Source organism: Bifidobacterium longum subsp. longum JCM 1217 (genome assembly GCF_000196555.1).
In the GTDB taxonomy this organism is placed as follows: Bacteria; Actinomycetota; Actinomycetes; order Actinomycetales; family Bifidobacteriaceae; genus Bifidobacterium; species Bifidobacterium longum.
This window is the reverse complement of sequence record NC_015067.1, coordinates 846,475-863,846: the sequence shown is the minus strand read 5'-3', so window position 1 is coordinate 863,846 and position 17,372 is coordinate 846,475. Positions and strand designations below refer to the sequence as shown.

Annotated in this window: 14 protein-coding genes and 2 tRNA genes; 6 read left to right on the top strand and 10 right to left on the bottom strand. The window is 60.5% G+C overall.

What is annotated here, in order from left to right; genetic code table 11:
- Window positions 1-142: 142 nt before the first annotated feature.
- From BLLJ_RS03540 to BLLJ_RS03515, 6 genes are all read left to right on the top strand, one after another.
- Entirely contained in the window at window positions 143-646 is a 504-nt protein-coding gene (locus tag BLLJ_RS03540) for a YraN family protein (RefSeq protein ID WP_007053429.1), read from the top strand.
- Window positions 647-704: 58 nt separating this feature from the next.
- Window positions 705-2,240 (top strand): YifB family Mg chelatase-like AAA ATPase, encoded by a 1,536-nt coding sequence (locus tag BLLJ_RS03535; protein ID WP_007052067.1) that lies wholly within the window; start codon window positions 705-707, stop codon window positions 2,238-2,240.
- Window positions 2,237-3,937: a DNA-processing protein DprA gene (locus BLLJ_RS03530; RefSeq protein WP_007053430.1), complete on the top strand. Its 1,701-nt coding sequence runs from the start codon at window positions 2,237-2,239 to the stop codon at window positions 3,935-3,937. Before BLLJ_RS03535 ends, BLLJ_RS03530 begins: the two co-directional genes overlap by 4 nt.
- A 56-nt stretch (window positions 3,938-3,993) precedes the next feature.
- Window positions 3,994-5,859: an FAD-dependent oxidoreductase gene (locus BLLJ_RS03525; RefSeq protein ID WP_007053431.1), complete on the top strand. Its 1,866-nt coding sequence runs from the start codon at window positions 3,994-3,996 to the stop codon at window positions 5,857-5,859.
- Window positions 5,860-5,954: 95 nt separating this feature from the next.
- Window positions 5,955-6,920 (top strand): succinate dehydrogenase/fumarate reductase iron-sulfur subunit, encoded by a 966-nt coding sequence (locus BLLJ_RS03520; RefSeq protein WP_007052064.1) that lies wholly within the window; start codon window positions 5,955-5,957, stop codon window positions 6,918-6,920.
- A 93-nt stretch (window positions 6,921-7,013) separates the two neighbouring features.
- Window positions 7,014-7,679 carry an O-methyltransferase gene (locus tag BLLJ_RS03515; RefSeq protein WP_007052063.1) on the top strand — a complete coding sequence of 222 codons (666 nt, stop codon included), beginning with the start codon at window positions 7,014-7,016 and terminating at the stop codon, window positions 7,677-7,679.
- A 45-nt stretch (window positions 7,680-7,724) separates the two neighbouring features.
- Here the strand turns inward: BLLJ_RS03515 and BLLJ_RS03510 are convergent, their stop codons facing one another.
- The 10 genes from BLLJ_RS03510 to tig form a co-directional block, all read right to left on the bottom strand.
- Window positions 7,725-8,666 carry an LOG family protein gene (locus BLLJ_RS03510; protein ID WP_013582510.1) on the bottom strand — a complete coding sequence of 314 codons (942 nt, stop codon included), beginning with the start codon at window positions 8,664-8,666 and terminating at the stop codon, window positions 7,725-7,727.
- Between the two features lie 293 nt (window positions 8,667-8,959).
- Window positions 8,960-10,378, bottom strand: coding sequence for a Na+/H+ antiporter NhaA (locus BLLJ_RS03505; protein WP_007052061.1), 1,419 nt, complete (start codon window positions 10,376-10,378; stop codon window positions 8,960-8,962).
- Between the two features lie 187 nt (window positions 10,379-10,565).
- Window positions 10,566-10,639 (bottom strand) — tRNA-Arg (locus BLLJ_RS03500).
- A 29-nt stretch (window positions 10,640-10,668) separates the two neighbouring features.
- Window positions 10,669-10,742: transfer RNA gene (locus BLLJ_RS03495), tRNA-Arg, on the bottom strand.
- 116 nt (window positions 10,743-10,858) lie between these two features.
- Complete coding sequence (clpX, locus tag BLLJ_RS03490) at window positions 10,859-12,277, bottom strand: ATP-dependent Clp protease ATP-binding subunit ClpX (RefSeq protein ID WP_007052060.1); 1,419 nt, start codon at window positions 12,275-12,277, stop codon at window positions 10,859-10,861.
- A 121-nt stretch (window positions 12,278-12,398) separates the two neighbouring features.
- On the bottom strand, window positions 12,399-13,100 hold the full coding sequence (locus BLLJ_RS03485) for an ATP-dependent Clp protease proteolytic subunit (protein WP_013582509.1): 702 nt from the start codon (window positions 13,098-13,100) through the stop codon (window positions 12,399-12,401).
- A 5-nt stretch (window positions 13,101-13,105) separates the two neighbouring features.
- Window positions 13,106-13,729 (bottom strand): ATP-dependent Clp protease proteolytic subunit, encoded by a 624-nt coding sequence (locus tag BLLJ_RS03480; protein WP_007052058.1) that lies wholly within the window; start codon window positions 13,727-13,729, stop codon window positions 13,106-13,108.
- Between the two features lie 105 nt (window positions 13,730-13,834).
- Window positions 13,835-14,215, bottom strand: a complete 381-nt coding sequence (locus BLLJ_RS03475) for a hypothetical protein (protein ID WP_007052057.1) — start codon at window positions 14,213-14,215, stop codon at window positions 13,835-13,837.
- Window positions 14,216-14,326: 111 nt separating this feature from the next.
- Window positions 14,327-15,793 (bottom strand): chloride channel protein, encoded by a 1,467-nt coding sequence (locus tag BLLJ_RS03470; protein WP_013582508.1) that lies wholly within the window; start codon window positions 15,791-15,793, stop codon window positions 14,327-14,329.
- A gap of 183 nt (window positions 15,794-15,976) precedes the next feature.
- On the bottom strand, window positions 15,977-17,356 hold the full coding sequence (tig, locus tag BLLJ_RS03465) for a trigger factor (RefSeq protein ID WP_007052055.1): 1,380 nt from the start codon (window positions 17,354-17,356) through the stop codon (window positions 15,977-15,979).
- Window positions 17,357-17,372: the final 16 nt, after the last annotated feature.

The following is a 17,372-nucleotide window of genomic DNA, read 5'->3' as shown; positions in this document are numbered from 1 at the left end:
AGCCTTGGTAAACCTTCTGAACTAATGGTGGATAACCGAGTTTTCATCCACACGTTATCCACAACACGCCAAACCGCGTCATAGTATCCACATTTGCCGGTTGCGCTTGTGCTCTTACATAAGTAACCCGCACAGTGGAATCATGAACGCTTTACCACCTACTCAGCCGACGACGAAGTCCGGCATCGACGCCGGTCTTGCCTTTCACCAGCCCATGCTGGCTTCACCTGATCCGCAGGCAATGCTGCCTTCGGAACGGATTGCGGCCACGATGGGCGACCGCAATCTGACGCCCAAACAGTTCGGCGCGCTCGGCGAGCAGTATGCCGCCGCGTGGCTGGAGGAACACGGTTGGACGACCTTGAGCCGCAATTGGCATACCCGTTACGGCGAATTGGACATCGTGATGCTCAATCCCGAGTACACGGTGGTGTTCGTCGAAGTGAAATCACGCCGGTCCATGCATTACGGATATCCGCAAGAGGCCATTACGCCGGCGAAACAGCACAATCTCAGGAAAGCCGCCTGCGATTGGCTACTTGACCGGCGTAATCGGGTGCCGCATTCGGCGGTCCGTTTCGATGTCGTCACCATCGTGCTTCGGGTGGGCAGGCCGCTCGTGCATCACATTGAAAATGCCTTCTGAAGCCCCCCCCCCCAAAAAAAACAGCCACGTTGCGAAACACATTGTGAAAGGAGTAGACATGGCTATCGGCAGCACCCTCTCAGTCGGACTGATCGGCCTTAAGGCCTTCATCGTCCAAGTGCAGGCTTTCATCAGCCCTGGCTTGCCATACTTCAGCATCATCGGATTGCCGGATGCATCGTTGTCCGAAGCCCGCGAGCGCGTGAAATCAGCGTGTCAAGCCACTGGATTCGGTTGGCCGCAAACCCGTGTGACCGTGAACATGAGCCCTGCGGCCATGCCCAAACGCGGTTCGTCGCATGATCTGGCCATCGCGGCCAGCGTCCTATGTGCGGCGGGTGCCATAGGGCATGATTGCCTAGAAGATACCATTGTGCTCGGCGAAGTGAATCTTGACGGCTCGGTGCTGCCGATTCATGGGCTGCTCCCGATCATGCTGCATGCCGAGGAACGTGGCGTGCGCAAAATGATTGTTCCCCATCGCAATCTTGACGAGGCTTCGATGGTGGATGGACTGGATGTAGTGGGCGTGAGGCATGTGGGTGAGCTCATCGAACTGATGGGCGGCGATGCCACCTATACGATTCCCGATACACCGGTTACCGACGAGACCACCACGGATCAATCGCCCACAAGTCATCCCAACGATTGTGGCGATATGAACGAGGTTCTGGGTCAGGAGCATGCCAAATGGGCACTGCAAGTGGCGGCGGCAGGCGGGCATAATCTCATCATGACCGGCCCGCCAGGCAGCGGCAAAACCATGTTGGCCTCACGTATGCCCGGCATCATGTGCCCGTTGAACGAGGCGGAACAGCTGGAGGTGGCATCGATTCGATCGCTGTGCGGCATACTGCCTCAGTACGGCATCACCGACATGCCGCCGTTCGAGGCACCGCACCACACCGCCAGCACGGCGGCCTTGGTGGGTGGTGGCAGCGGCATCGCCGTTCCCGGCGCAATCACACGCGCGCATCGAGGCATTCTGTTTCTGGACGAGGCACCGGAATTCAGCGCACGCGCCCTGCAGACGTTGCGCGAACCATTGGAATCCGGGTATGTGGCGCTTTCCCGTTCAAAAGGCAGCACCTACTACCCGGCCTCATTCCAACTCATCATGGCGGCCAACCCCTGTCCGTGCGGATACTATTACGGCACCGGCGAACGTTGCGCTTGCCGGGAAAAAGACCGTATACGTTATTTCTCGCGATTGTCCGGACCGATACTGGATCGTGTGGATATTCAGATGGCGGTGCCACCAGTCTCGCGCATTGCCGCGCAAAGCGAGCCAATCGGCGAGTCCAGTGCCGGGATACAAGCTCGTGTGATTCGTGCCCGTCAAGTGGCCAAAGACCGGTTCAGACAGTATGGATGGGTGTGCAACGCGCAAGCTTCGGGCAAATGGCTGCACGCCAATACATCGCTGAAAGCGATGGAATTGGTCAATCGGGCCCTGTCCAATCATCAACTCACATTGCGCGGGGCTGATCGCGCCATGCGTCTGTCTTGGACGCTCGCCGATCTGGCCGGCCGCGTATCCCCCACTGAACAGGACGTCCATCAGGGCATCGAAATGAGAACGAGGATGACATGAGTAACGCTACTGATATCCGGCAATCTGGCGGCACCGCAGGAAGTGTGGATCACACCGATACGAGTCTCGCCGTTTCGCGCACTATTCCCGTACCTCCCACGGATACGTTGTATCGTGCCGCGCTCACGTTCTGTCTTGATGGCGCGGATGTGATGATGTACGCCACGCTCAAAGGCGCGGAAAACGCCGAATCCCTCTGGCATGCGTTGGCGCAATCCCATCCAAGCCAGCCATCTGAAATCTGCGGCCCGGCGCTGTCACGTATTGACCGCATGTTCGTGGACGGCCTCACTCGATGGGGCCGCAAGGCGTCGGCGAACGCGATGCGCTCCTTCCGCAATGCACTGGCCTGCTGGCATAACCGCATGATGGACCTGCCCTCGCAAGACATCATCCAACTGGCCGACTGGTTCACTATGGATGGCACGCAATGGATTATCGGCCCTGGCCATCCATGTTGGCCCTCGCAGTTGGCCGACCTGTCCATTCGCTCCGATTGGGCGCCACCGCTGTGTTTGTGGATCAAAGGCGATCCACGCGCATTGACCAGTTGCGCCAAACCGGTCGGCATCGTCGGTTCACGGGACGTGACCGAATATGGCCGGTATGTGGCACACACCGTAGCCGAACAGGCAGCCGTTGCCGGGCATCTGGTCGTGTCCGGAGGCGCGATGGGCACGGATGCGGCGGCACATTGGGGAGCGTTGAATGCGCTGCACGGCAGAATGCCCGCCAATGTGGGCAAAACCGTTGCCGTATTCGCCGGCGGGCTCAACCATATCGGACCGATGCGTAACCGCACGCTGTTCGAACGCATCGAGGCGCAGGGTGGTGCACTGATCAGTGAACTGTGCCCCGGGACGATTCCCGAAGCCCGTCGTTTTCTGCTTCGCAACCGCATTATCGCGGCCATGTCTTCCACATTGATTGTGACGCAAGCCCGGTTGCGTTCCGGAGCGCTCAACACCGCGGGATGGGCATGCGAATTGCTGCGCGAAGTGTATGCGGTTCCCGGTGACATCAATCAGCCTTGCAACGCCGGGTGCAATAAGATGATCGGCGACCACCGAGCGATGATTCTGTGTGCCGCCACATCCACCGAGGATATATGCCATGAACGGCATAAGCCCGTTATGGCAGCATGCCCAGGCATATCGAAATCCACAGGTCAGGACTCGTCCGAAAACGAGGAGGCCATGGAAGTGCCGGCAACGACTCCGTTATCGCCAGCATCCTCGGAATCATCGGCGTCACAGGAGTCGTCACAAGATTCAGGTCATTCGAAACGTTCGAAGACCAAGCATACTCAGCCTACGCGCACTCAATCCAAGGATGGGCCGGCGAGCGCAACTGCCGATTCCGGTAACGACAAAAGCAAGGGTGAAGAGCTTCCCTCGTCACATCAGATGCCGGATCTTCGTGTCAAGCCGAAGCCCGATCCCGAGAAGGAAGCCCAACAACGTATCATTATCGCCAAGCTGCCGGAAATGGAACGCACATTAGTGGCATTGATTCGTGAATGCCGTAAACGACATCTCATCGTCACCCCGGACGCACTATTGCGTGTGGCGCGAGAGACGGTACCCGACGAGATTCCCAATATCGGCACCATACTTGAGCTACTCGGCGCATTGGAGCTGAAGGGAGTGATCGAGCGGGATGCCGGCATACTCAAGCTGAGCAGCCGTGTCGGCTAATCGGCTTCCATGACACGGCTCGAAGGCTGTTCGGCGGGTGTGCGAGAATCGAACCCATGAGTCCGAAACGTTTGGAAGATATGTATGATGCGGTGATCGTCGGCGCCGGAGCGGCCGGCCTGTCGGCGGCGTTGGGACTGCTGCGCTCCCCCGAGATCACCGAGCTCAAGGAACAAGGCGTGGACCCGAAGATCCTCGTGGTCTCCAAACTGCAGCCGCTGCGTTCGCACACCGGTTCAGCCGAGGGCGGCATCGCCGCGAGCCTGGGCAATGTGGAGTCCGATGACTGGCACTGGCATTACTACGACACCATCAAGGGCGGCGACTGGCTGGTGGACCAGGATGCGGCCAAACTGCTCGCCGAATACGCGCCGCAGACCGTGATCAACCTGGAGCGTCAGGGCGTGGCCTTCTCCCGTACCGAGGACGGGCATATCGCCCAGCGCCGGTTCGGCGGCCACACGCGCGAGTTCGGCGGCGCCCCGGTCAAGCGCGCCGCCTATGCGGCCGACCGCATCGGCCACCAGATTCTGCACGCCTTGTGGCAGCAGTGCGTGGCCGCCGGCGTCGAGTTCGCCGAGGAATGGTATGTGACCGACCTGGTGCTCGCCGACGACGGCAAGCAGGCGGCCGGCATCGTGGCCTTTGACACGCATTCGGGCAAGATTCAGGCCATCCACGCGCGCAACGTGCTGCTTGCCACCGGTGGCGCGGGCCGACTGTTCCACACCACGTCAAATTCCTGGGATCTGACCGGCGACGGCATGGCCTTGACCTTGGCCGCCGGTCTGCAGCTGGAGGACATCGAATTTGTGCAGTTCCACCCCACCGGGCTCGCGCACACCGGCATCCTGCTGTCCGAGGCGGCCCGCGCCGAGGGCGGCATTCTGAGGAACGCCGACGGTGAGCCGTTTATGGAACGCTACGCTCCGGAGCATAAGGATCTGGCCGCACGAGACGTGGTCTCCCGCTCCATCATGGCGGAGATCGACGCCGGTCGCGGCGTCGCCGACCCGAAGGACCCGGATGGTCCGAAGGACTGCGTCTGGCTGGATATGACCGGCATCGACCCCGAACGTATGAAGGAAGTGCTGCCGCAGGTGGTCGAAACCATCGAGCAGTACGCGAACCTCGATCCGGCCAAGGACCTAGTACCCATCAAGCCCACTGCACACTACACGATGGGCGGCATCCCCATCACCACCGACGGCGAGGTGTACCGTTGGGCCGACGGTGCCGTGCAGGTAGTCGATGGACTGTTCGCCGCTGGCGAATGCTCTTGTGTCTCCGTACATGGTGCGAATCGTCTGGGCGGCAATTCTCTGCTCGACGCCTGTCTGTTCGGCACACGCGCTGGTCAGACGATGGCCGCACGCATCGCCGAGAACCCGGTTGACTCCCCCATGGCCGATGATTCGGCCGATGACATGCTGACCGATGCCGCCGATCAGGCTGCCGATTCTCGCAAAGCGGAGCTTGACGAACTGCTCGCCGGGCCAATAGATGATTCAGACGATGGAGTGCCCACCGCCAATCCTTATCAGCTCATGGCCCAACTCGGATCAGTGATGGAGCAGGCTCTGGCCGTACGTTGCACCGCTCAGACCATCGATACGGCGTTGACCCAGATCAACGGTGACATCACACCGGTTGCCGATACCTTGCGGGCCCATGACAAGACCGCCGCTTTCAATCAGGAGGTCACCGCCATCTGGGAAGTCCGTCATCTGATCGAACTGGCCGAGGTCATGCTGCACGCTTCCGAATCCCGTCAGGAATCTCGCGGATCCATGCAACGCCTTGATTTCCCCGAACGCGACGATGAGCATTTCCTTGCTCACTCGATGGTCGCCGATGATGGTTCGGTAAGTTTCAAGCCGGTGCACATCACCGACTATCCGCCCAAGAAGCGCGAGTACTGATCCGCTGGTGGTAATACCCAAGCCGCCTAGGGCTTGTGGCACAATAGGTTGGCTAATATTGGACTTGACATCCCACTGTTTCATGGAGGCAGAACATGGCTGAGGCGAGCAACACGACGGTTACCCTGCAAGTGCATCGTTTCACGCCGCGACCCGAGCGTGCCGAACGTGCACGCGGTGGCAGCCCGTTTGCCAAGAAAGGCTCCCCGTTCGGCGGCGGCTCGGATTCGGCGGCGCGCCGTCGTCCGCGCGGCAAGCAGTGGGTGCAGGAGTACACGATTCCCGCGCGCCCTTCGGATACTGTGTTGGATTGTCTGCTGACCATCAAACGCACCGTCGACCCGACGCTGGCCTTCCGTTATTCGTGCGGTCATGGCATGTGCGGTTCGGACGCCGTGGCCATCAACGGCACCCCCACCCTGCTGTGCACAGCCACCATCCGCGATTGGGCCAAGCAACCCGGCGCCATGCCCGAAGTCGATGACGAAGGGTTCCGACACACCGGCACCGAGGCTGAGGAATCCGACGATTCCGCGGAAAACGTCGCAAACGCGGCGGCCGCCCAGAACTCAGCCGCAAACGGTTCGCTGGGAGTCATCGAACTGGCGTCCCTGCCCGGCTTCCCGCCGCAGCGCGACCTCATCGCCGACATCGACCCTATGCTCAACCAGATCAGGAAGCTCACCCCGTATCTTCAGGCGGACGGCGTGCTCGCCACCACCGCCGAAGGCAAGGTGGACGTGTTCGAATACCTGCAGAACCCCGAACAACTCGCCAAATACGAGCTGCTGAGCAACTGCATCGCCTGCGGCGTGTGCGAAGGCGCCTGCCCGGTGTACGCCGGCGGCGACGCCTTCATCGGCCCGGCCGCGCTGATTTGGGCCTCCCGTTTCGTCAACGATTCGCGCGACACCAAGGCCATGGAGCGTATGGATGCCATCGACACCGCCGACGGCGTGGCCGCCTGCCAGTCCGTGCGCGCCTGCTCCCGCCACTGCCCGCGCGGCATCGATGTGGGCGAGGAGATGTGGCAGATCGTGGCTAAGGTCCGCGAGCGCTAAGCCGCGCCGCGGCTGGCTGCGGCGATCGCCTAAGCACATGCGTCGATGCATCCGCTGGGTGCCCGCACGAGAGAAGACATGAAAGAACGAATTATGGACAGAACGCAGTACACCAACCTCGCCAAGGCATGGGAATTCACCGAGGAACACGCGCGCGAACGTGAATCCGATGCGTTGACCGACACCCGTACGGCCGCCGACGAGTCCGGCCAGTTGCAGGGTTCGGCGGCGCAGGCCCGTCTGCTGGGCATGCTGGTGCGCATCACCGGCGCCGCTTCGGTGATTGCCGTGGGCACCGGCTCGCTGGTGGAGACCTTGCAGCTCGCCCATGCACTGGATAACAAGGGCCTGCTGACTGCGGTCGATTCCACCGCCCAGGGCATCGCGCTGATTCGCAAGGCGTTCGCCGAGCTGCAGGACGAGACCGACACCACGTTGCGTGCGGTGAACGCCCCGGCCAGCGTGTTTCTGCCGCGCCTCAACGCCAATGATTACGATCTGATCGTGGTGGCGGGCGACGCCGAGAACTATGCCGCCACGTTCGCCCAGGCCTCCCGTCTGCTGCGCGTGCACGGCGTGATCGTGTTCACCGATGTGCTGGCGTTGGAGGACGGTCAGGGCGGCGTGATCAATCCGGCCGACCGCAGCGACAAGGCCATCGCCATGCGTGAGCTGCTCACCACCGTCGAAGATGACGAAGGTTTCGAGTCCACGCTCACCCCTGACGGCACCGGCCTGCTCATCGCCTACAAAAAGTAACTCTGTCCTTGGCTCCCCTCGGAGAGGGGAGCCACTCTATCTCGCTTACCTCACAATTGCGCTGACGGCCACGTCCACGGCTTCGTCGGCGTCATCGGTTACGGTGACCAGTTTCGGGTCGATCGTCGAGATCATGCCATGCTCGGCCACCGGACCGTTGAGCCAGTCAAAGAGCCCCTGCCAGTATTCCTTGCCGTAGAGCACCACCGGAATATTCGCCACCTTGTGGGTCTGAACCAAGGTCAATAATTCGAACATCTCATCCAGTGTGCCGAAGCCTCCCGGGCATACGATCACGCCGGAGGAATACTTGATGAACATGGTTTTTCGCACAAAGAAGTACCGGAAGCTCATGCCGAGGTTCACCCACTGGTTCAACCCCTGCTCGTGCGGCAATTCGATGCCAAGTCCCACCGATTTGCCGCCGGCCAGTGCCGCTCCCCTATTCGCGGCTTCCATGATGCCGGGACCACCGCCGGTGATGACGGCGATGTTGCGCTTGGCTATCTGGCTACCCATGCGCCGTGCTGCCTTGTAGATCGATTCGGTGCGCTGGGTGCGTGCGGAGCCGAAAATAGAGACCGCAGGTCCGAGCTCGGCGAGCGCCCCGAAACCGTCCACGAATTCCGATTGGATGCGCAGCACACGCCATGGGTCCATGTGCAGCCAGTCGGTGTCCTGATCGGGTTTCAGCAGGTTGGCGGTGGTGTTGTCCGAGGGAATCATCTGGCCGCGTAGAATCACCGGGCCGCGATGATAGGTGTCGCCCAGCGGCGAGGCGTCCTCCAGATCGACCGGGTTCACCGGTGTGGCCACAGCCTCAGTTGCCGTCTCAGCCTCCAACGCCGCCGCATCATTCGCGGCTGTGGCTTCCAATGGTTCCATATCGTCCACGACTGCGGACTTGGATGCGGCCTCGGCTAGATTCTTTGCTTCAGCGGCCTTTTTGCCGTCGTTCTTCTTGGATTTCTTCTGCTTCTTTGCCATCCAATGTCCTCCTGTACGGCGCTATCGACTCTTCGCATTCTAGCGCCTGAAGCTCTGCGTACGTTTTCCGCGAAATCATCCTTGACTTCGTGAAGAACGTACGGTGAGTGACACTGAGCGTACGTTTTCCGCGAAATCATCCTTGACTTCGTGAAGAACGTACGGTGAGTGACACTGAGCGTACGTTTTCCGCGAAATAAGGCCTCATCTCGTGAAGAACGTACACTGAGCGCGTCTCAGCGTACGGTTTTCACGAAACAAGGCCAACAATGGAGTAGGGACCGTCTAAGCCATCAGTGGCGGAAGTCGATTTCCACACTGGCGGTGCCGTCGGCGAGGGTGCCGGGGTGTTCCGTGGGCGTGGTGGGCTCTGTGGTGTGGCTTGGCTGCCCGATGCCATCACCATCAATCGATTCGTCATCCTCCGCATCAGCCGCTGCTGCGGCTGCGGTCTTCTCGAATCGCTTGGACTGACGGCTCAGCAGCACACCGGAAATCGCGGCGGCGATCAGGGAGGCCACCAGCACGCCGAAGCGCGCCTCAGCGGAAAGTTCCGCGTTCTTGTACGCCAGCGAAGCGATGAGGAAGGACACAGTGAAGCCAATGCCGCAGGCGACGGCAGCGGGAATCATGTCGCGCACACGCAGCCCCTTGGCCATCTTGAGCCCGCCCACATGCGTGGACAGCCATGCGGTGGTGATGATACCCAGAGGTTTGCCGACCACCAAAGCCACAATCAGTGCGATGACCAGCGGCGAGGCCAACAATAGCGGGCTCATCGACTCGAAGTGTACGCCGGTGGCGAACAAGGCGAAGATGGGCAGGGCCAGCAGTGCGGAGAATGGCTGGAGCTTGTTGGCATAGCGTTCGGCACGCGGCGAGAGTTCGCCGTGCATTTCACGAGAGGGGGTCAGCAGGCCAACCAGCACGCCGGCCAGTGTGGGGTGCACGCCTGCCTCGAACATCATGATCCAAGCGAGGATACCGACGATGCCAACCGCGATCCACGGCACTTTTTTCAGTCGCACGAGGTATGCCCAGATGGCGGCGCATACGGCGATGCCGATGAACCAATACCAGGCGTTAATCGAGGAGAAGAATACGGCGATCAGAATAATGGCCAGCAGGTCGTCGACGGTGGCAAGCGTCATCAGGAACGCGCGGATCGAACCGGGCAGGGCCTTGGCGAACAGGGCGAGCACGGCCAGCGAGAACGCGATATCCGTGGCGGTGGGCACTGCCCAGCCGTGCGACATCTCCGAGAACGGGATGCTGCTGCCGGTGGTGGTCAGAATCAGCGTGCCGGGTTCACCAGGCCCGATCTGAGAGAACAATGCCGTGACGGCCAGGAACAGGATGGGCGGGGCGATCATGCCGCCCACCGCGCACAGCATCGGCACGGCGGCCGCTTTCGGATTGGCAAGCGAGCCGGTGGTGAGTTCCTGCTTCAGTTCGAGGCCCACGGTCAGGAAGAAGATGGTAAGCAGACCATCCTGGGCCCAGTGGCCAATAGGCAGGTCGAGATTGGTGTAGGGGATGAACAGATGCGTTTCCGCTACGGTCTCGAACGCATGCGCGGTGGCGGGCAGATTCGCGAGCACCAGGCCGGTGAGCGCGAAGCCAAGCATGATGAGTCCGGAAATACGGTCTGAGGCGGCGATTCGCCTGATGGTGGACCAAAGTCCCTTCTTCGCGCCGGCGGTCGTGGCCATCGCGTCTCCTTGCTGCACTCTCTTGGATGAACCGTATGTAATAGTACGGAATGTCTCAGGACGTTCCGCTCCGGGCTGAGTCGCGAAGGGCAACCTTAGCCCAACCCTGTGTGGCCGACTCAACCGACTCAAACGGGCCAATACAATTGGAAAAGCCTCGGAAGCATTTCGCTTTCGAGGCTTACTGTGCGCCAGACAGGATTCGAACCTGCGACCTGCTGATCCGTAGTCAGCTGCTCTAATCCGCTGGGCTACTGGCGCATACCACTGTTGTCCCCGTGGTTCGGGAGTGCGCCAGACAGGATTCGAACCTGCGACCTGCTGATCCGTAGTCAGCTGCTCTAATCCGCTGGGCTACTGGCGCATGTTGTCTTTCAGACAACTCGATATATAATACACGCCGTTCAGCTGAATGCAACTCGGCGTGTTGCGGCGAGTCGCACCATCCCGACCACTACCGCAACGGCGTATTTACTGGCCTCACGCCTCGTGTGTACGGACTCGGTCAAGCAAAACCGACTGCGCAACTTTGAGACGTCCCTGCGGCACATCCACGGCTTCGCGCAGGAGTTTGGGCGTGCTGGAACCCTCTACGGACGCCTTGTCCACAATCACCTGCCTCACATCATCCAAACTCGGCAACTGGAACATCGTGTCCTGCAACGTACGTTCGATAATCGAACGCAAACCGCGTGCGCCGGTCCCCTGCTTGATAGCGATATCAGCAATCGCCCGAATGGCCTGTTCTGTGAATTGCAGATCGACGCCGTCGACGGCGAACAGTTTACGGTACTGCTTGATCAGCGCGTTGGCTGGCTGGGTGAGAATCGCCGTCAGATCGTCTACGGTAAGTTCCTTCAGCACACTGGTGACCGGCAAACGTCCGATGAACTCAGGCAACAGTCCGAACTCGGCCAGATCATCGGCATTGACCTGTTCGAGCAATTCCTCGTCTTTCATGTCGGCGTCGTGCCAATTCGCGCCGAAGCCGGTCTCTCGACGGCCTAATCGCTTGCGAACAATGTCCGTCAGCCCCACGAACGCACCGCCGCAGATGAATAGGATGCCGCGTGTGTCCATCTGCGCAACGTCCTGCTCCTTATGCTTGCGCGTGCCTTCCAACGGCACGGAGGCGATGGTTCCTTCCAAGATCTTCAGCAACGCCTGCTGAACGCCCTCACCGGACACGTCACGGGTGATGGAGGTGTTCTCACCGGATTTGCGGGCGATCTTATCGATTTCGTCAATGTAGATGATGCCGTGCTGGGCTCGGCTTACGTCGCCATCCGCAGCTTGGAGGAGACGTTGGAGCACGGTTTCCACATCGTCGCCTACATAGCCGGCTTCGGTCAGGGTGGTGGCGTCGGTGATGACGAACGGCACGTTCATTACGCGGGCCAACGCCTGCGCAAGATAGGTTTTGCCCACGCCGGTGGGGCCGAGCAACAGAATGTTTGACTTGGCGACCTCGACGTCAGCCAAAGGGTCATTGCTGCGGCGGGCAGCACGCGTCTGGGTGGGAACGGATTGCTTGGCTTGTTTGCCGGTCTGGCCACTGTGCCCGTTATTCCCGTCAAGCTGCTCAGCGGACTCCTGAAGCTCCATGTTGACGCGCTTGTAATGGTTGTATACGGCTACGGATAATGCGCGCTTGGCGTTCTCCTGACCGATGACGTAGCGGTTGAGATAATCGAAGATCTGAGCGGGCTTGGGCAGGCTCAGCGAATTGACCTCGGCATCTTTGACACGCTCCTCGGAGATGATGTCCACGCACAGGGCGATGCATTCATCGCAGATGGAGGCATTGGGACCGGCCACCAGTTTTCGTACCTGATGTTCGGTTTTGCCGCAGAACGTGCAACGGGGTACGTCCTCGTTGTAGCTCACCACACGTCCCATGATTCTCCTTTGCCGACTGCGCCGCACCGTCGAACCGCCACGCTGCGCATTATCATTGTCATCCTTGAAATACAATACCCCCGGTCGTTGCCGACCGAGGGTATTGCAATGTCCGGAAGTTTTACTGGCGGTGTTCCAACACCTCGTCCACGATGCCGTATTCCTTGGCTTCAGGAGCGGTCAGGAAAGTGTCCACTTCGATGTCGCGGCGAATCTTCTCGACGTCCTGGCCGGTGTGCTTGGCGAGGGTCTCCTCCAGCCATTCACGCATACGCAGCATTTCCTTGGCCTGAATCTCGATCTCCGTGGCCTTGCCGAAGCCTTGGTCGATGGCCGGCTGGTGGATGAGCACACGGGCGTTCGGCAGCATCAGGCGCTTGCCCTTGGTGCCGGAGGCCAGCAGAATGGCGGCGGCGGAGGCGGCCTGGCCGAGGCACACGGTCTGCACGTCGGGCTTGATGTACTGCATGGTGTCGTAGATGGCGGTCATGGCCATCATCGAACCGCCGGGTGAGTTGATGTACATCATCACGTCACGGTTCGGATCTTGGGATTCGAGGACCAGCAGCTGGGCCATCACGTCGTCGGCGGAGGCGTCGTCCACCTGCACGCCGAGGAAGATGATGCGATCCTCGAACAGGCGGGAGTAGGCGTCCTGGGTCTTCATGCCATACGGGGTCTTCTCCACGAACTGCGGCATGATGTAACGGTTGGTCGGCGCGGGCTGGGCTGCGCGGGCGGAGGCCGGCATGAAACCGGCTACGCCCTGACGGCCGGCCAAGCGGTCGGCACGGGCGGCGAACTTTGCTTCTTCACTTGCCATGAGTCTCACTCCCCCTGCTGGTTGTTGCCGATGGTGTCCGGCGTGGTCACGAGCTTGTCCACGAAGCCATAGTCGAGGGCTTCCTGGGCGGTGAACCAGTGGTCGTATTCGTTGTCGCGGTAGATTTCCTCGAGGGTGTGGCCGGTCTGCTCAGCGGTCAGCTCGCTCATGGTCTTCTTCATGTCCATGATGAGCTCGGCGTTGATGCGCACGTCAGTGGCGGTGCCGCCGATGCCGCCGGAAGGCTGGTGCATGAGCACACGGGCGTGCGAGGTCAGGTAACGCTTGCCCTTGGTACCGGAGCTCAGCAGGAACTGGCCCATGGAAGCACACATGCCCAGGCCCACGGTCGCCACGTCAGGCTCGATGAGCTGCATGGTGTCGTAGATGGCCATGCCGGCGGTGATGGAGCCGCCCGGCGAGTTGATGTACAGCCAGATGTCCTTCTTCGGGTCTTCGGCGGCCAGCATCAGCAGCTGAGCGCAGATGCGGTTGGCCATATCGTCCTTGACCTCTTCACCCATCCAGATGATGCGGTCTTTGAGCAGACGGTTGAAAATCGGGTCGACGGGGCCGGCCGGGACGTCATCGCCCGCCATGACCGGCAAGGTCGCAAAGGTATTGCTCACCTTGATTCTCCTTCTAATTACTCGAACATTGTTCAGACTACCGCCTTGAAGCGACTGAAGGCGGCTTTTCGCGTGCTTTTTGGCGGGCAGCGTAGGGATTTCGGTTTATTCGAGGGTGTCGAGGACGTCGTCAATGAGGAGGCGGGTCTGGGAGGCGGCATCGTCGCCCAGACGCGGGAAGCGACGGGCGGCATTGGCGGGGCTGGCACCGGCGGCTCGCGCTACGTTGGACTTGCTGGCACCATGGGCCACGGCTTTTTCCGCGAGCCGATCGACCAGTGAATCGGCGACTTGGCGCATCTGTTCGGCCACCCATAATTGGGCCATATCCGCAGGTAAGTCGTAGTCTTCGGCCACATCGCTGGCTGCCTCCTGAATGGCGGCCCATAACACCATGAATGGCTTTCGATAGTAGTCAATCTGCTCAGTGAGCGGCTCAGCGGCAAGCAATTCAAGTGCCGAGCGAATTTCTGTATTTTCTGACATAGCTTTCTTTACCTCGGCTCCCCTCTCTGAGGGGAGCTGTCGCCATAGGCGGCTGAGGGGAGTTTCGACCGGGGCAGCTCCCCTCAGAGAGGGGAGCCAGAATATATGTATTTACTTACGACTCAGCAACCACTTTGATATCAGTGACGACGTGGCCACGGCCATGCCGACCGGCACAAAGAAGGTAATCGGCGCTTCAGAGAGCTCCATCACCAAGCACATGGCCATAAGCGGTGCCTGTTGTGAGGCCGAAAGCAACGAAGCCGCACCGATCAAGGCACACGCGGTTACCGAATCGGTCGGAAACATCAGTATCCATACGAGACCGAGCATCGCACCCAGCGTGGAACCTAATGCGATGCCGGGCTGCAGCACACCGCCCGACGCACCGGAGCGAATGGTCATCAGCGTCACCAGCGCTTTGGCAACAAAGGTGAGTGCCAACACACCCAGCAACATCCAGATATTGGACTGGGACAGCGGGAAACCGGCGTTCATCACGGATCCAGAAGGGCCGCTCCCACCCTGAAGCATGGCCCAGAACGATGCCATTCCAGAGCCCGCTCCCCCGCCAGAGGCCGAATCGGATACATTACCGCCGCCCGTCAGCAAGTTCCATGGAGAGGCGGCCGCTGAAGATGCCGACTGCATGGCACCAGCAGTGCCGGCGGTTTCAGGAATGAATGTGCTGAATCCAAGTTGCGCTGCGGCACGGCCGTTGCCCATCACCTGCGGCACAACAATCGCCACCAAACCGGTGATGAGACCAGCCAGCGTCATCTGCCACAGAATAGCCTTACCGGTTGGCTTGTGCGCTTCCGCCCATTGCGAACCTTTTCGGAACAATGCGCCGCCCACTCCACATGCCGCACCGCAGATCAGAGCGAACAGCATTAACGTTGGCGTGGATTCCGGTTGCATGGCGGTAATGTCGTAGAACAGGCAATGCCCTTTGATCGCAACCGCCACGAATGCGGCAATGGCAGACATGCCCAGTCCAAACGCAACTTTTTCGATTGTCACATCTACCAACAGGATTTCGACGGCGAAGAACATGCCGGCCAGTGGCGCGTCATAGACGCCTCCTAGACCGGCACCGGCAGCCACTGCCACCACCATGCGCCGGTCGATGCCGTCAACGCCCTCGATATGGAACAGGTCGCAGAAACGTTGCGCGAGCATGGCGCCGAGTTCGCGTGGGGCGACTTCTCGGCCGATCGAGGCACCGGAGCCGACGATGAAAATCTGCAATACCACATGCGCAATGGTTTGCCAGAAAGGCATTCGCTTTCCCGCCACGGCCTTCTTGACTGAGGGCACCGCAGTCGTTTTGTGTCGCAGCAGATACCAGATAATGCCTGCGATGCTGAGTCCCACGGTCACCGATATCGCACGGCGTGCAGCGGGCACGCCGAATGAACCAGGCAATTCTGGGCCTTCGATGTAGCCGAGCAGCACATGTTCAACGCCGTAGAGCAACAGGGTCAGCAGACCTGCTCCCACACCGATGAGCACGCCGAGCACAATGGTCGCCGCAGCGAGCCAACCAAGGCGTTTGATAGTAACCGTTGGCTGCATGTCAACCTCCGCACCCTATGCAACGAGTATGCCTTGGGAACTCCCCTCAGTCTCGCCACGCTCGACAGCTCCCCTCAAAGAGGGGAGCCAAAGAAATAGTCCTTTTGCCAGAATAGGAAGAGCCCGGAACCATGAAACACGATTCCGGGCTCAAACAATCACGCTAACGCGATGAGGCTATGCTCACTCAGCATCCTTGGCGTCATCCTTGGCGGACAGTTCGTCGGCCACGGCGGCAGCAGCGGAAGCGGCCTCGACGGACTCGGACTCTTCGTCCTCAGCGGCCTCGCCCAGGAAGGCGGAGAGGTCCACAACCTCGCCATCAGCGGTGAACTTGACGGCGCGCATGCCGGCGAGCAGGCCCTTGGAACGGCCGACTTCCTGCACAGCGGAGCCAAGCTGGCCATTCTTGATGATGGCCTGGATGAAGTTGTTCGGATCCATGCCGTACTGCTGGGCGATGGAAGCGAGGAAGTTGAACACGTCGGACTGGGACACCTGAACGTCCAGCTTCTCGGCCAGAGCGTCGAGCACCATCTGATCGCGCAGATCCTTCTCCACGGTCTCCTCGGCCTGAGCCTTCTGCTCCTTGGTGGCCTTCTCCGGGTCCGGGGTCATGCCCTTGAGCTGCTCTTCGACCATGTTGGCCTTGACGCCCTTCGGCACCGGGATCTCGAGGCCTTCCTGCAGCTTGGCGATGAAGGCATCGCGAGCCTCGGTGGCCTGACGACCTTCGGCGTCCTGAGCGGCAGCCTTGCGGATGTCAGCCTTGAGCTCGTCCAGAGTGTCGAACTCGGAAGCTTCGGAAGCGAACTCATCGTTCAGCTCCGGCAGTTCCTCAGCCTTGACGGAGTTGACCTTGACCTTCACGGTGGCCTTCTGGCCCTCGTGCTCGCCGGCTTCCAGCGTGCCTTCGAAGGTGGTCTCCTCGCCGGCGGACAGGCCGTCAAGGGCCTCGTCCAGACCGTCGAGCATGGTGTTGGAGCCGAGCTCGTAGCTCACGCCTTCCTGGGAGTCGACGGTCTCGCCGTCAATCTCAGCAGTCAGGTCGATGTTGGCGAAGTCGCCCTTGGCGGCCGGGCGGTCCACGCCGACCAAGGTGCCGAAGCGCTGACGCAGGGTCTCGAGGCGCTTGTCGACGTCCTCATCCTTGACTTCCGGCTTGGAGATGGCGATCTCAAGACCGTCGATTTCCGGCAGTTCGATGTCAGGACGACGCTCGACGGTGGCGGTGAACTTCAGCTTGGTCTCGTCGTTGGCGGACTGCGGAACATCCTGCACGTCGAACTCCGGCTGAGCCATCGGACGAATCTTCTTCTCATCCAGGGCCTTGGAGTACAGCTCCGGGACCGCGTCGTTCACGGCCTCACCGGCGACGGCGGCGAAACCGATGCGCTGGTCGATGATCTTGCCGGGAACGTGACCCTTACGGAAGCCGGGAACGTTCACCTGCTTGGCGATTTCCTTACGGGCCGCATCCAGATACGGGTTGAGCTCTTCCGGTTCAACAGTGACGGTGAGCTTCACCTTGGTGGGCTCGAGGTTACGAACGCTGATCTTCACGCTAATGACTCCTCAA

Excerpts from the sequence above, each read along its gene's own strand:
- BLLJ_RS03540 (WP_007053429.1), top strand. The coding sequence starts at position 143 with ATGAACGCTTTACCACCTACTCAGCCGACGACGAAGTCCGGCATCGAC.
- BLLJ_RS03535 (WP_007052067.1), top strand. The coding sequence starts at position 705 with ATGGCTATCGGCAGCACCCTCTCAGTCGGACTGATCGGCCTTAAGGCC.
- BLLJ_RS03530 (WP_007053430.1), top strand. The coding sequence starts at position 2,237 with ATGAGTAACGCTACTGATATCCGGCAATCTGGCGGCACCGCAGGAAGT.
- BLLJ_RS03525 (WP_007053431.1), top strand. The coding sequence starts at position 3,994 with ATGAGTCCGAAACGTTTGGAAGATATGTATGATGCGGTGATCGTCGGC.
- BLLJ_RS03520 (WP_007052064.1), top strand. The coding sequence starts at position 5,955 with ATGGCTGAGGCGAGCAACACGACGGTTACCCTGCAAGTGCATCGTTTC.
- BLLJ_RS03515 (WP_007052063.1), top strand. The coding sequence starts at position 7,014 with ATGGACAGAACGCAGTACACCAACCTCGCCAAGGCATGGGAATTCACC.
- BLLJ_RS03510 (WP_013582510.1), bottom strand. The coding sequence starts at position 8,666 with ATGGCAAAGAAGCAGAAGAAATCCAAGAAGAACGACGGCAAAAAGGCC.
- BLLJ_RS03505 (WP_007052061.1), bottom strand. The coding sequence starts at position 10,378 with ATGGCCACGACCGCCGGCGCGAAGAAGGGACTTTGGTCCACCATCAGG.
- clpX (WP_007052060.1), bottom strand. The coding sequence starts at position 12,277 with ATGGGACGTGTGGTGAGCTACAACGAGGACGTACCCCGTTGCACGTTC.
- BLLJ_RS03485 (WP_013582509.1), bottom strand. The coding sequence starts at position 13,100 with ATGGCAAGTGAAGAAGCAAAGTTCGCCGCCCGTGCCGACCGCTTGGCC.
- BLLJ_RS03475 (WP_007052057.1), bottom strand. The coding sequence starts at position 14,215 with ATGTCAGAAAATACAGAAATTCGCTCGGCACTTGAATTGCTTGCCGCT.
- BLLJ_RS03470 (WP_013582508.1), bottom strand. The coding sequence starts at position 15,793 with ATGCAGCCAACGGTTACTATCAAACGCCTTGGTTGGCTCGCTGCGGCG.